Here is a 12,673-nt window from a genome sequence, read left to right as displayed (position 1 = left end):
GAATCGCGGAGGATTCGGAAGCTGTGGGCAAGAGAAGACGCGTGACCGAGCGACGGAAGACCTCTCCCGCCATGCTCGGCGGGATGATCGCCGTGGTCGTCGGCGGCGCCGGGTTCGGTGTCTACGCGCTGTACGGCGGCGGCGCGGCGGCCGACGAACGGACGCACTCCACGTCCGCCTCCGAGCACAAACGGGTGAAGACCGGCCCGCTGTCCGCCACCGAGGTGCGCACCACCGCCGAGTCCTTCCTGACCGCCTGGCAGCAGGGCAAGGTGACGCGGGCGGCGGCCGCCACCGACGACTCCTCGGCCGCCGCCGCGCTGCTCACCGGCTACGCCAAGGACGCCCACGTCAAGGACGTCACGCTCACCGCGGGCACCCGCACCGGCGCCAAGGTCCCCTTCGCCGTGAAGGGGACGGTCTCGTACAAGGGTGTGAGCAAGCCGCTGACGTACGACAGCACGCTCACCGTCGTCCGCCGCGCCAGTGACGGCAAACCGCTGGTCGACTGGCACGCCTCCGTCGTCCACCCGGACCTGAAGGACGGCGACAAGCTGGTCACCGGCGCCTCCGGCACCCCGCCCGTCAAGGCGCTGGACCGCGACGGCGGGGAGCTGACCGCCGCCAAGTACCCGTCCCTGGGCACGGTCCTGGACGGGCTGCGCGAGAAGTTCGGCAAGACGGCGGGCGGCAAGGCGGGGGTGGAGCTGCGCGTGGTGCGCGGCAAGGCCTCGGCGGCGGCGAAGCTCTCCGACAAGACGCTGGTCGAGCTGAGCGAGGGCACGCCGGGCACGGTGAAGACGACGCTCAGCCCCGCCTATCAGGCGGCGGCCGAGCGGCAGGTCGCGAAGCGGGCACGGGCGTCCGTGGTCCTCATGCGCCCCTCGACCGGCGAGATCCTCGCCGTGGCCAACACCAACCACGGCTTCAACACGGCCTTCCAGGGCTCGCTGGCCCCCGGCTCCACGATGAAGGTCATCACCTCCTCGCTGCTGATCGAGAAGGGCCTGGCGTCGGCGGACAAGGCGCACCCCTGCCCCAAGACGTCCACCTACGGCGGCTGGAAGTTCCACAACGACGACGACTTCCAGATCAAGGGCGGCACGTTCAAGGCGAGCTTCGCCCGCTCCTGCAACACGGCCTTCATCAGCCAGGCGAAGAAGCTCGACGACGACGACCTGACCAAGCAGGCCCAGCAGGTGTTCGGGCTGAGCATGAACAACTGGGCGATCGGCGTGCCGTCCATGGACGGCTCGGTGCCGGTGCAGTCGGCGGCCCAGATGGCGGCCTCGCTGATCGGCCAGGGCGGGGTGCGGATGAACCCGCTGAACATGGCGTCGGTCGCCTCGACGGTGAAGGCGGGCGTCTTCCACCAGCCCTACCTGGTCTCCCCGGACGTCGACCACCGCAAGACGGCCACCGCCTCCCGCACGCTGTCCTCCGGCACGCTGTCCCAGCTCAGGGAGTTGATGCAGTACACGGCCGCCTACGGCACGGCGGCCGAGGCCATGTCGGGGCTGGGCCCCGACTACGGTGCGAAGACCGGTTCGGCCGAGGTGGACGGGCAGAAGAAGCCCAACGGCTGGTTCACGGCGTACCGGGGCGACCTCGCGGCGGCCGGTGTGGTGCAGGCGGGCGGCCACGGCGGTGACACGGCGGGACCGATCGTGGCGTCGCTGCTGCGGATGGGCGGCTGATCAGCGCCGCACGGGCTCCCCGGCCATATAGGTCCGGCGCAGGAACCGGATGAGCGCCTTGGACTCGAACTGCACCACCGAGACGCCCCGCTTGTCGTGGAACTCCACCACGGCCTGGACCCGCCCGCACGGCCAGACGCGTACGTCCCCGCTCTCGGCCGGCGCCCGCAGCCCCTGCTCGAGCAGTGACCGCGAGAACGTCCACTCGTGCGGGCCGGGCAGGCCCACCCGTACCGAACGCGGGTCGGTATCGGGGTCGTAGCTCAGGACCGCCCGGACCGCGGGATCCTCCGGGATGTCCTCGTCGGTGACTATGTGGGCTCGCGCGTACTGCTCGACTACAGACATCAGGCGACCCCTAACGGTGTACTGCCTGTGCGGAAGCCATGCATCCGCCTCCTCTCCAATGTCGCATATTCCGCGGATTACGCTCACCTCGCCGGGATGGTCCGCCGGTGAGATATACGACGCCCTCGCTCTTGCAAGAGGTTCGCAACAAGCCACTAAAATCAAACGGTGCACGTACCTGACGGATTCATCGACGCCCCCACTTCCGCGGTCACCGGCGTGGTCGCCGCCGGTGCCCTCGCCGTGAGCCTGCGCGGCGCGCGGCGGGAACTCGACGAGCGCACCGCGCCGCTGGCCGGACTGGTGGCCGCGTTCATCTTCGCGGTGCAGATGCTGAACTTCCCGGTCGCGGCCGGGACCAGCGGCCATCTGCTCGGCGGGGCGCTCGCCGCGATACTCGTCGGCCCCTATACCGGTGTCCTGTGCGTCTCCGTCGTCCTGCTCATGCAGGGCATCCTCTTCGCGGACGGCGGACTGACCGCGCTCGGCGTGAACATCACCGACATGGCGATCGTCACGACCGTCGTCGCGTACGCCGTCTTCCGCGGCCTGGTGAAGGTGCTGCCGCGCACGCGGCGCTCGGTCACCGTCGCCTCCTTCGCCGCCGCGCTCGTCTCCGTACCGGCCGCCGCGGTCGCCTTCACGCTGATCTACGCCGTCGGCGGCACCACCGACGTGGCCATCTCCAAGGTCGCCACCGCGATGATCGGCGTCCACGTCCTCATCGGCATCGGCGAGGCCGCGATCACCGCGCTCACGGTCGGCGCGGTCATCGCCGTACGGCCGGACCTGGTGTACGGGGCGCGCGGTCTGGAGCAGAAGCTCAAGCTGCGGGTGAACGGCGAACTGGTCGACGCGCCCGCGACCCCGGCACCGGTCGCCGCCCGGACCTCGCGCCGGGGGCTGTGGATCACCGGCCTGGTCACCTCCCTCGTGCTCGCCGGGTTCGTCAGCTTCTACGCCTCCGCCGATCCCGACGGCCTGGAGAAGGTCGCCCACGACAAGGGCATCGACAAGAAGGCGGAGAAGCACACCAACTCCGACTCCCCGCTCGCCGACTACGGCGTCAAGGACATCTCCGACTCCCGCCTCTCCGGCGGGCTCGCGGGGGTGATCGGCGTCGGCGTCACCGTCGTCACGGGCAGCACGGTGTTCTGGGTGGTCGCCCGCAGGCGCCGCACGGGCGAACCGACCGAGGCCGCCTGAGATGGGGGCGGGCCACGCGCACCGGCTCTACCGGCACGGGCACTCCGCCGTGCACGCCCTGCCGCCGCACACCAAGCTCGCCGCCGCGTTCGCCTTCGTGGTGGTCGTGGTGTCGACCCCGCGCGAGGCGATGTGGGCGTTCGGGCTGTACGCCGTCCTGCTCGGCGGGGTGGCGTACCTCGCGCGCGTGCCCGCCGGGTTCCTGCTCAAGCGGCTGCTGATCGAGGTGCCGTTCGTCGCCTTCGCGGTGCTCATGCCGTTCGTGGCGGAGGGCGAGCGGATCGACGTCCTCGGGCTCTCGCTGAGCGTGAACGGCCTGTGGGGCGCCTGGAACGTGCTCGCCAAGGGCACCCTCGGCGTCGCCGCCTCCGTGCTCCTCGCGGCCACCACCGAACTGCGCGAACTCCTGCTCGGCCTGCAGCGCCTGAAGCTCCCGCCGCTGCTCGTGCAGATCGCCTCCTTCATGATCCGCTACGGCGACGTCATCACCGACGAGATGCGCCGTATGCGGATCGCCCGGGAGTCGCGCGGCTTCGAGGCGCGGGGCGTGCGCCACTGGGGCGTGCTCGCCAAGTCGGCCGGCGCGCTGTTCATCCGCTCCTACGAACGCGGCGAGCGCGTGCACCTGGCCATGGTCAGCCGCGGGTACGCCGGTTCCATGCCGGTGATCGACGAGGTGACCGCGTCCCGGGCGCAGTGGTCGTACGCCCTCGCCCTCCCCTCGGCCGCCCTCGTCGTCTGTCTGCTGGGATGGGTCCTGTGACTACTGCTTCCCTGGAGGTCTCCGGCCTCGCCTTCGCCTACCCCGACGGCCACCAGGCCCTGTTCGGCGTGGACTTCTGCGTCGCGCGCGGCGAGCGGGTCGCGCTGCTCGGCCCGAACGGCGCCGGCAAGACCACGCTCGTACTGCATCTCAACGGCATCCTGGGCGGCGGCGCCGGGACGGTGGCCGTGGCCGGGCTGCCGGTGGGCCGCAAGCACATGGCCGAGATCCGGCAGAAGGTCGGCATCGTCTTCCAGGACCCCGACGACCAGCTGTTCATGCCGACCGTGCGGGAGGACGTGGCGTTCGGCCCGGCGGCGGCCGGGCTGAAGGGGGCCGCGCTGGAGGAACGGGTGCGTACGGCCCTGGAGCGGGTCGGCATGGCGGACTTCGCCGACCGGCCGCCGCACCACCTCTCCTTCGGGCAGCGCCGCCGGGTGGCCGTCGCGACCGTCCTCGCCATGGAGCCGGAGATCCTGGTCCTTGACGAGCCCTCCTCCAACCTCGACCCGGCCTCCCGCCGCGAACTGGCCGACATCCTGCGCTCGCTGGACGTGACGGTGCTGATGGTCACGCACGACCTGCCCTACGCGCTGGAGCTGTGCCCGCGCTCGCTGATCCTCAGCGACGGCGTGATCGCCGCCGACGGCCCGACCGGCGAACTGCTCTCCGACGACGCGCTGATGCGCGCCCATCGCCTGGAACTGCCCTTCGGCTTCGACCCGCGGTCCGTGACAATGGGCGCGTGACGAACGAGGACGAGCAGGAGAGGACCGCCGGGCCGCCGCGCCTGGACGAGCAGCTGTGCTTCGCGCTGTACGCCGCCCAGCGCGCGGTGACGGCCGCGTACCGCCCACTCCTCGAAGAGCTGGGGCTCACCTACCCGCAGTACCTCGTCCTGCTGGTGCTGTGGGAGCGCGGCGAGACCACGGTCAAGGAGCTCGCCGCCGCGCTGCGGCTGGACTACGGCACGGTGTCGCCGTTGCTCAAGCGGCTGGAGGCGGCGGGGCTGGTACGGCGTGAGCGGTCGGCGCGGGACGAGCGGTCGGTGCTCGTCGCGGTCACCGGACGCGGGGAGGAACTGCGGGAGCGGGCGGCCCGCGTACCGGGCGCGCTGCTCACGGCGACGGAGCTGGGGACGGGTGAGGTCGCCCGGCTGCGCGAGGAGCTGTGGCGGCTGGCGGAGCGCGCGGAGGCGGCGGCGGACCGCACGGGTGTCCCCCGCTGACCCGATCTCGTGTTACCCACGGTTGCAACCCCCTGGTAGGGACAACTGACCTACCAGCCAGTACCTTGTGCACGATGTATTTGTGCACAGCTGTTTCGGGGAGGGCCAGCCATGAGTGACGGCACCGTCGTCGACACCCGGCCGACGAAGATCATGTACGTCGCCGAGGCCACCGCGCACGGCGGCCGGGACGGCTATGTCACCAGTCAGGACGGCAGGATCGACCTGAGGGTGGCGATGCCGCCGGCGCTGGGCGGGGACGGCGACGGCACCAACCCCGAGCAGCTGTTCGCGGCCGGCTACAGCTCCTGCTTCCACAACGCCCTGATCCTGGTCGGCAACCGCGCGGGCTACGACCTCACCGGCTCCACGGTCGCCGCGAAGGTCGGCATCGGCCCCAACAGGACCCGCGGCTACGGCCTGGCGGTCGCCCTCAGCGTCTCCCTGCCCGTCCTCGACCCCGACATCGCCGCCAAGCTGGTGGACGCCGCCCACGAGGTGTGCCCGTACTCGAACGCCACGCGCGGCAACATCGATGTAACGATCGTCCTCGGCTAGCGAAACGCAGGAATCGCAGGCTCACAGTGGGTGTTGCGCTCACTGTCGAAGGCGAGCCGAAGGGAAGTGCGGGCGTGGACGTGAACGGTGCGGTGGCCGAGGGCTTCGAGCCGGTCCGGGAGGCGTTCGCAGCCAACTTCGAGCTGCTCGGCGACCGGGGCGCGGCGGTGGCCGTGTACCGGGACGGGCGCAAGGTCGTCGACCTGTGGGGCGGCACGAAGGACGTGGACGGCACGGCTTCGTGGGAGCACGGCACCGCCCAGATCGTGCGCTCCGCGACGAAGGGCGTCGCCGCCGCCGCGCTGCTGCTCCTGCACCAGCGCGGCGAGCTGGACCTGGACGCCCCGGTGGGCGCGTACTGGCCGGAGTTCAAGGCGGCGGGCAAGGAGCGGACCCTGGTCCGGGACCTGCTCGCACACCGCGCCGGCGTGCCCGTCCTGGACCGGCCGCTGACGCCGGAGCAGGCCGCCGACCCCGATCTCGGCGCGGCGGCCGTCGCCGCCCAGGCACCCGCCTGGGAGCCGGGCACCGCCCACGGCTACCACGCGCAGACCTACAGCTGGCTCACCGGCGAACTGGTCCGCCGGGTCACCGGCCGCGCGATCGGCGAGTGGATCGCCACCGAGATGGCCGGGCCGGCCGGCGCCGACCTGTGGCTCGGCCTGCCGCAGACGGAGGCCGCGCGGGTCGGCCGGGTGGGCCAGGTCGAGGCCCCCGAGACGTCCGGCGCGCTGAAGACCCGCCCCAAGCGGGCGGTCGCCGAGGCCTACGCCGACCCCGGCTCCCTGACCCGCCGCGCGTTCGCCGCGATCACCCCGCTGCCCGACGAGAACTCCCCCGCCTACCGCGCCGCCGCCCTGCCCGCCTCCAACGGCATCGCCACCGCCGAGGGCCTCGCCCGCTTCTACGCGTCCCTGATCGGCGAGGTGGACGGCGGAACGCGCCTTTTCACCCCGGAGACGACGGCACTGGCCCGCGCCGAGCACTCCTCAGGACCGGACCGCGTGCTCGTGGTGAACACCCGGTTCGGCCTCGGCCACATGCTGCACGGCGGCGCGTCCCCGCTGCTCTCCCCCGCCTCCTTCGGCCACCCGGGCCGCGGCGGGGCCCTCGGCTTCGCCGACCCCGAGGCGGGCATCGCCTTCGGTTACGTCACCAACGGCTTCCGCACCAGCGTGACGGCGGACCCGCGGGCGCAGGCGCTGGTGCGGGCGGTACGGCAGGCCGTGCCGCCCGCGCGCTGAGCGGGGTCACACGTTGATCGGGTGGGACGTCCGCCCGGACGCCTCGTCGATCTCCCCGTGCGCCTTGGTCAGCAGCTCCATGGCCAGTTCGTTGAGGGCACGCGCGCCCGCTATCTCCTCGCCGACCCTGGGCTGGTTGGCGTCGGTGCGGTGGCGGCTGGCGTGACCGTGCGCCCGTACCTCCGTGCCGTCGGGCAAGCGGACCATGGCCGCCGCCCGTGTGTGCTGATCGTCCTCCTGGAACTCGAGCTCGATGTGCCATCCCACCGTGGTACGCATCATGAACACCACCTCCGGAACCACTGATTCCAGAGTGCTCCTCGCGGCCCCCGCCGTCACGTCGTGGGCTCATCTCCGGGCGGTAATCGGGGAGCGGGTGCGTCAGGAGGCGGGCTTCTCGTCGAAGCTGGCGAAGTACGCGGCGACCATGTCCTCGTCGGCGTGGCCCTGCGCGGCGGCCCGGGCGAACCGTTCGGCGGTCGCCTCGGCGATGTCGAGACGGACACCGCCGCGCTCACCGGCCCGGACGATCAGCCGGGCGTCCTTCTCCGCGGTGGCCACCGCGAACTGGGCCGGCGTCAGCCGCTCCTCCAGCACCAGGCTCGCCTTGGCGCGGAGGTACCCCATGTCGAGCGGGCCGCCCGCGACGAGGTCGAAGAAGCTGTGCGGGTCGACGCCGAGCGCCTGGGACAGCGCCAGCACCTCACCGGTCGCCGCGGTGGCCGCGAGGACCCAGCTGTTGGCGACCAGCTTCAGCCGGGTGGCGGCGGCGGTCGCCCCGTCCTCGCCGGTCCACACCGTACGGGCGCCGACCGCGTCGAACACGGGCGTGACCGTCTCCCGCCCCTCCTGCGGCCCGGCGGCCAGCACGGTCAGCCGGCCGGCCTCGGCGGGCTGCCGGGTACCCAGTACGGGGGCGTCGTAGAAGACCAGGCCGTGCTCGCGGGCGAAACCGGCCAGTTCGGCGACGGAGTCGAGCCCGGCGGTGGTCGACTGCGCCCACACCGCGCCGGGGCGCAGGGCGGGCGCGGCCTCGCGCATGACCTCCAGGACCGCGTCGCCGTCGTACAGCATGGTCAGGACGACGTCGGCGCCCTCGACGGCCTCGGCGACGGTGTCGGCGACGTGCGCGCCGGCCTCGGCCAGCGGTTCGGCCTTCGCCCGGGTGCGGTTCCAGGCGCGGACACGGTGTCCGGCCCTGGCGATGTTGCGGGCCATCGCGGCACCCATGATGCCGGTGCCCAGGACACTCACGGTGAGCTTGTCGGTCATGACGGTCGGCTTCCTGTTCTCGTGTTCTCGGCTCGTCGTATCTCAGGCCCCAGCCTGCCCGAAGGCGGCGCGGACAAGCCCGTCGAGCCAGGCCCGGTGGCCGTTGAGCATCGGGTTCGGGGTCTGCTTCGCGAGCTCGGCGGGCGGGCGCCGGCTACAGCGTCCTGCCGCGCTCACTGTGCCAGGAGTACCTGGACGCGGGCCGCCTCACCGTCCTGCACACCCCGGAAGAACCCCCACTCAACACCCTCTTCCTCGTCCAACGCCCCGGCGCCGACACCAACCCCGACGTCGTCCGCACACGCCAGACACTGCAACAGGCCGCCCGGTACTGGTAACCACACGTCCCGCGCTACCCGGCATGCAGCATCAGCCCGATGCCGACGACCAGGAGGCCCGCGGCGGCGATCCGGGGGAGGCCGAAGCGCTCCTTGAAGAACAGGGCGCCGATGGCCGCGCCGACGATGATCGAGGACTCCCGGAGTGCCGCGATGGGGGCGAGTTCGGCCCGTGTCTGGGCCCACAGGACGAGGCCGTAGGCGGCGACGGACAGGGCGGCGCCGAGCAGGCCGAGGGCGGCGAAGGGCCGTAGGACCGCGACCGTCTGCGCACGCCAGCGCCGGACGGCGTACGCGGGGATCCACAGCCCCTGCACCGCCATCAGCCAGGCGACGTAACCGACCGACGACCCGGAGGCCCGTACCCCGAGCCCGTCCACGACGGTGTACGCGGCGATGGCCAGCCCCGTCGCCAGCGCCGCCCCGATCGCCGCCCAGTCCGGCCGCCGTCCGCGCAGGCCCCACAGGGCGACACCGGTGAGTCCCGCGCAGGACAGCGCGATGCCCGACGCCGCCCACCCGTCGGGCACCTCGTGCGCGAAGACGGCGGCCAGCACGGTGACGGCCAGGGGCGCGGAGCCGCGGGCGATCGGATAGGCCTGCCCGAAGTCCCCCAGCCGGAAGGAGGTCATCAGCAGCACGATGTACACGATGTGGATCGCCGCCGAGGCGATCAGATACGGCCACGCGCCCGCCGCCGGCAACGGGGCGAACACCGCGAGGGTCAGCCCGATGAGCGCGCCGCCCGCCATGATCAGGGTGAACCCGACCAGCTTGTCGGTGATCCGGTGGGCGATGGCGTTCCAGCTGGCGTGCGTGATGGCGGCGAGCAGCACGGCCGAGGTGACCAGCGGTGTCACGAGGTGCGCTCGCGGATGTCGGTGTCGTCGGCGTCAGTGGCGGCTGTCGTCGTCATGCGGGGCACGGTAGCGGTGTGTGTACGGGACACGCGAGCGGGTTCGCGCGGTCACCGGGGCAGAGGGAAAAGCCGGTGAGGGCGCGCCGTCCCCACGGCGCCCTCACCGGCGGTACCGGTCAGGAGCGGTACGTCAGGCGCGTACCAGCTCCCGGTCCTCGTCCCCGTCCCTGAACCCGGCGCCGGACCGGGCGTCGTCCCGGGTGCGCAGCCCCTCGCCCTCGACGTCCACGTTGGGCAGGGCGCGGTCCAGCCACTTCGGCAGCCACCAGGCCTTCTTGCCGAGAAGCGCGAGCACCGCCGGGACGATGGCCATGCGGACGATGAACGCGTCGAAGAAGACGGCGATCGCGAGGCCGAATCCGATCATCTTGATCATCGACTCGCTGGAGCCGATGAATCCGGAGAACACCGCGATCATGATGACGGCCGCTGCCGTCACCACCCGGGCCCCGTGCTTGAAGCCGGTCACCACGGCCTGGCTCGGCTTCTCCCCGTGCACGTACGCCTCCCGCATCCGGGTCACGAGGAACACCTCGTAGTCCATCGCGAGACCGAAGACGACGCCCACCATGAAGATCGGCATCATCGACATCACCGGGCCGGTCTCCTCCACGCCCATCAGGCCGGCCAGCCAGCCCCACTGGAACACCGCGACCACCGCGCCCAGCGCGGCCAGCACCGACAGCAGGAAGCCGAGGGCCGCCTTCAGCGGGACCAGGATCGAGCGGAAGACCACGATCAGCAGCAGGAAGGCGAGGCCGACCACCAGGGCCAGGTACGGCAGCAGCGCGTCGTTCAGCTTCTGCGAGAAGTCGATGTTCATCGCCGTCGAGCCGGTCACCAGGACCTTCGCGTCCGTGGCGGAGGTGATGGACGCTCCCTTGTCACGGATGGCGTGCACCAGGTCCTCGGTGGTCGTCGAGGACGGCTTGGAGCGGGGGATGACGGTGATGGTGGCGGTGTCGCCGGCCTTGTTGGGCGCGGCCGGGGTCACCGTCACCACGCCCTTCATGCCCTTGATCTCGTCGCCGACCTTGGTGAAGGCGGCCTTCGGGTGGGCGCTGCCCTTGGCGTCGACCACGATCATGAGCGGGCCGTTGAAGCCGGGGCCGAAGCCCTCCGAGAGCAGGTCGTAGGCGCGGCGCTGCGTGGTGGACGTCGGCTGGGAGCCGTCGTCGGGCAGGCCCAGTTCCAGGGACCCGGCGGGGACGGCCGCCGCGCCGAGGCCGACGATGCCGAGGAGGAGCACCGCGACCGGGCGGCGGACGACGAAGCTCGCCCAGCGGGTGCCCATGTTGGGCCGGGCCGCCTTGTCGGCCGCCGCCTTGCGGCCACCGCCGAGCAGCTTGCTCTTCTCGCCCGCGGGCTTGACCCTGCGGCCCACATAGCCCAGCAGGGCCGGGATGAGGGTCAGCGCGATCAGGACCGCGATGGCGACCGTGCCCGCCGCCGCGACACCCATCTTCGTCAGCATCGGGATGTTGACCACGGACAGGCCGACCAGGGCGATGACCACCGTCAGGCCCGCGAAGACCACCGCGGAGCCCGCCGTGCCGACGGCGCGGCCGACCGCCTCCTCGCGCCCGCGGCCCTCGGCCAGTTCGGCGCGGTAGCGGGAGACGATGAAGAGCGCGTAGTCGATGCCGACCGCGAGGCCGATCATCATGGCCAGGGTGGAGGTGGTGGACCCCAGGTCGAGGGCGTTGGCGAGGGCGGTGATGGTGGAGACGCCGATGCCCACGCCGATGAGCGCCGTCAGCAGCGGCAGACCGGCCGCGATCAGCGAGCCGAAGGTGATGACGAGGACGACCGCGGCGACCGCGATGCCGATGACCTCACTGGAGCCGGTCTCGGGCGTGGCGCTCAGCGCGTCGCCGCCGACCTCCACGGTCAGCCCGGCCTTCCGCGCCTTCTGCGCGGCCTCCTTGAGCGCGTCCCGCGTGGAGTCCTCCAGCTCCATGCCGGAGACCTTGTACTTCACCGACGCGTACGCGATCGTGCCGTCCTTGCTGACGGCCTTGCCCTGGTAGGGGTCGGCGACGGAGACGACCTCGGAGCCGTGGGACAGCTCCTTCACGGTCTTCTTCACGGTCGCCTTGTTGGCGGCGTCCGTCATCTTCTCGCCTGTCGGCGCCTTGAAGACCACCCGGGCGGTGGCGCCGTCGGCGCTCATGCCGGGGAAGCGCTGTTCCAGCAGGTCGAAGGCCTTCTGGGCCTCCGTACCGGGGATGGAGAACGACGAGTTGCCGGCCGCGGGTGCGCTTGCCGCGCCGACGCCCGCCAGGGTCAGCAGCGCCACCCATATCAGGGCGACGAAGTGCCGTCGCCTGAAGGCGAATCGGCCGAGTTTGTAGAGGAACGTGGCCACGAGGGCGTACTCCCGGTCAGGTCGTGGGGTTCTTCAGGGCAGGGGTGATCAGCCCTGTGGGTGGCAGGGATGACCGGCCCGACGACGTGAGCGGTGACGTCAGGTACTGGGGTGGGGAAGGCTCAGAGGGTGGGGATGCCGAGGGCGGGGAGGACCACGGCGTCGAGGTACGAGAGGATGAAGGCCTGGGTCGGCGGCTGGTCCTCCAGCAGCGCCCGGGTGGCGAACGCCCCGACCATCATCGGGAGCAGGAAGTCCAGCGCCGGGCAGTCCGCCCGGATCTCGCCCCGGTCGACGGCACGTTGCATGACGCGCCGGAACGCGTCCATCTCCGGCTCGACCACCTGTTCCCGGAACGCCTCGCGCAGGTCCGGGTTCTGATGGATCGCCATGGCCACGCCCCGCATCAGCGCGGAGTTCCGCTCCATCGTGCAGTCGTCCTCGCGCATGGCGAGGGCGTGCATGTCGCCCCGGAGCGAGCCGGTGTCGATCTCGTCGGCCGAACCGGGCTTGCCGTGCTTCAGGGCCTTCACGACCAGCTCGGCCTTGCCGCCCCACTGGCGGTAGAGGGTGGCCTTGCTGGACCGGGTGCGGGCGGCCACGGCGTCCATGGTGAGGGCGTCGTAGCCGACTTCCCGGAGCAGGTCGAGCACGGCCGCGTACAGCTCGGCCTCGCGCTCGGGCGTGATCCGACTGCGGCGCACGGCGGCGACCTCGGTCATCTCCCTCACC

13 protein-coding genes and 1 pseudogene are annotated in these 12,673 nt (G+C 71.9%); 8 read left to right on the top strand and 6 right to left on the bottom strand.

Features of this window, described 5'->3' with window-relative positions:
• The first annotated feature begins 23 nt into the window (after positions 1-23).
• A complete protein-coding gene (locus ACZ7L0_RS24815; protein ID WP_471244727.1) occupies positions 24-1,697 on the top strand; it encodes a penicillin-binding transpeptidase domain-containing protein in 1,674 nt (557 codons plus the stop codon).
• On the opposite strand, the gene ACZ7L0_RS24810 is transcribed toward ACZ7L0_RS24815, so the two are convergent.
• Positions 1,698-2,045: an SsgA family sporulation/cell division regulator gene (locus ACZ7L0_RS24810; RefSeq protein ID WP_471244726.1), complete on the bottom strand. Its 348-nt coding sequence runs from the start codon at positions 2,043-2,045 to the stop codon at positions 1,698-1,700.
• Positions 2,046-2,213: 168 nt separating this feature from the next.
• On the opposite strand from ACZ7L0_RS24810, the gene ACZ7L0_RS24805 reads away from it, so the two are divergent.
• From ACZ7L0_RS24805 to ACZ7L0_RS24780, 6 genes are all read left to right on the top strand, one after another.
• Positions 2,214-3,251, top strand: a complete 1,038-nt coding sequence (locus tag ACZ7L0_RS24805; protein ID WP_471244725.1) for an energy-coupling factor ABC transporter permease — start codon at positions 2,214-2,216, stop codon at positions 3,249-3,251.
• A 1-nt stretch (position 3,252) separates the two neighbouring features.
• A complete protein-coding gene (cbiQ, locus tag ACZ7L0_RS24800) occupies positions 3,253-4,014 on the top strand; it encodes a cobalt ECF transporter T component CbiQ (protein ID WP_471244724.1) in 762 nt (253 codons plus the stop codon).
• On the top strand, positions 4,002-4,763 hold the full coding sequence (locus ACZ7L0_RS24795) for an energy-coupling factor ABC transporter ATP-binding protein (protein WP_471244723.1): 762 nt from the start codon (positions 4,002-4,004) through the stop codon (positions 4,761-4,763). The genes cbiQ and ACZ7L0_RS24795 overlap by 13 nt, the downstream gene beginning before the upstream one ends.
• The gene (locus ACZ7L0_RS24790; RefSeq protein ID WP_471244722.1) at positions 4,760-5,242 is read left to right on the top strand and encodes a MarR family winged helix-turn-helix transcriptional regulator; all 483 of its coding nucleotides are present in this window, start codon (positions 4,760-4,762) and stop codon (positions 5,240-5,242) included. The genes ACZ7L0_RS24795 and ACZ7L0_RS24790 overlap by 4 nt, the downstream gene beginning before the upstream one ends.
• Before the next feature lie 111 nt (positions 5,243-5,353).
• Complete coding sequence (locus ACZ7L0_RS24785) at positions 5,354-5,800, top strand: organic hydroperoxide resistance protein (RefSeq protein ID WP_471244721.1); 447 nt, start codon at positions 5,354-5,356, stop codon at positions 5,798-5,800.
• A gap of 74 nt (positions 5,801-5,874) precedes the next feature.
• Positions 5,875-7,044, top strand: a complete 1,170-nt coding sequence (locus ACZ7L0_RS24780; protein ID WP_471244720.1) for a serine hydrolase domain-containing protein — start codon at positions 5,875-5,877, stop codon at positions 7,042-7,044.
• Between the two features lie 6 nt (positions 7,045-7,050).
• On the opposite strand, the gene ACZ7L0_RS24775 is transcribed toward ACZ7L0_RS24780, so the two are convergent.
• Complete coding sequence (locus ACZ7L0_RS24775; RefSeq protein ID WP_471244719.1) at positions 7,051-7,326, bottom strand: DUF1876 domain-containing protein; 276 nt, start codon at positions 7,324-7,326, stop codon at positions 7,051-7,053.
• Between the two features lie 99 nt (positions 7,327-7,425).
• A pseudogene (locus tag ACZ7L0_RS24770) lies at positions 7,426-8,319 on the bottom strand (NAD(P)-dependent oxidoreductase); the annotation flags it as partial.
• Positions 8,320-8,480: 161 nt separating this feature from the next.
• Between ACZ7L0_RS24770 and ACZ7L0_RS24765 the strand changes: the two are divergent.
• Entirely contained in the window at positions 8,481-8,654 is a 174-nt protein-coding gene (locus ACZ7L0_RS24765) for a hypothetical protein (RefSeq protein WP_471244858.1), read from the top strand.
• A 14-nt stretch (positions 8,655-8,668) separates the two neighbouring features.
• Here ACZ7L0_RS24765 and ACZ7L0_RS24760 read toward each other — a convergent pair whose 3' ends face one another.
• The 3 genes from ACZ7L0_RS24760 to ACZ7L0_RS24750 form a co-directional block, all read right to left on the bottom strand.
• Complete coding sequence (locus ACZ7L0_RS24760; RefSeq protein ID WP_471244718.1) at positions 8,669-9,514, bottom strand: EamA family transporter; 846 nt, start codon at positions 9,512-9,514, stop codon at positions 8,669-8,671.
• Positions 9,515-9,703: 189 nt separating this feature from the next.
• A complete protein-coding gene (locus ACZ7L0_RS24755; protein ID WP_471244717.1) occupies positions 9,704-11,941 on the bottom strand; it encodes an MMPL family transporter in 2,238 nt (745 codons plus the stop codon).
• Between the two features lie 122 nt (positions 11,942-12,063).
• A complete protein-coding gene (locus ACZ7L0_RS24750; RefSeq protein ID WP_471244716.1) occupies positions 12,064-12,663 on the bottom strand; it encodes a TetR/AcrR family transcriptional regulator in 600 nt (199 codons plus the stop codon).
• Positions 12,664-12,673 lie beyond the last annotated feature (10 nt).

The organism is Streptomyces sp. NPDC039424 (assembly GCF_055639495.1).
This window is presented reverse-complemented; position numbering and strand designations above follow the sequence as displayed.

Coding starts and splice junctions, on each gene's coding strand:
- ACZ7L0_RS24810 (WP_471244726.1), bottom strand. CDS start 2,045: ATGTCTGTAGTCGAGCAGTACGCGCGAGCCCACATAGTCACCGACGAG.
- cbiQ (WP_471244724.1), top strand. CDS start 3,253: ATGGGGGCGGGCCACGCGCACCGGCTCTACCGGCACGGGCACTCCGCC.
- ACZ7L0_RS24795 (WP_471244723.1), top strand. CDS start 4,002: ATGGGTCCTGTGACTACTGCTTCCCTGGAGGTCTCCGGCCTCGCCTTC.
- ACZ7L0_RS24785 (WP_471244721.1), top strand. CDS start 5,354: ATGAGTGACGGCACCGTCGTCGACACCCGGCCGACGAAGATCATGTAC.
- ACZ7L0_RS24775 (WP_471244719.1), bottom strand. CDS start 7,326: ATGATGCGTACCACGGTGGGATGGCACATCGAGCTCGAGTTCCAGGAG.
- ACZ7L0_RS24750 (WP_471244716.1), bottom strand. CDS start 12,663: ATGACCGAGGTCGCCGCCGTGCGCCGCAGTCGGATCACGCCCGAGCGC.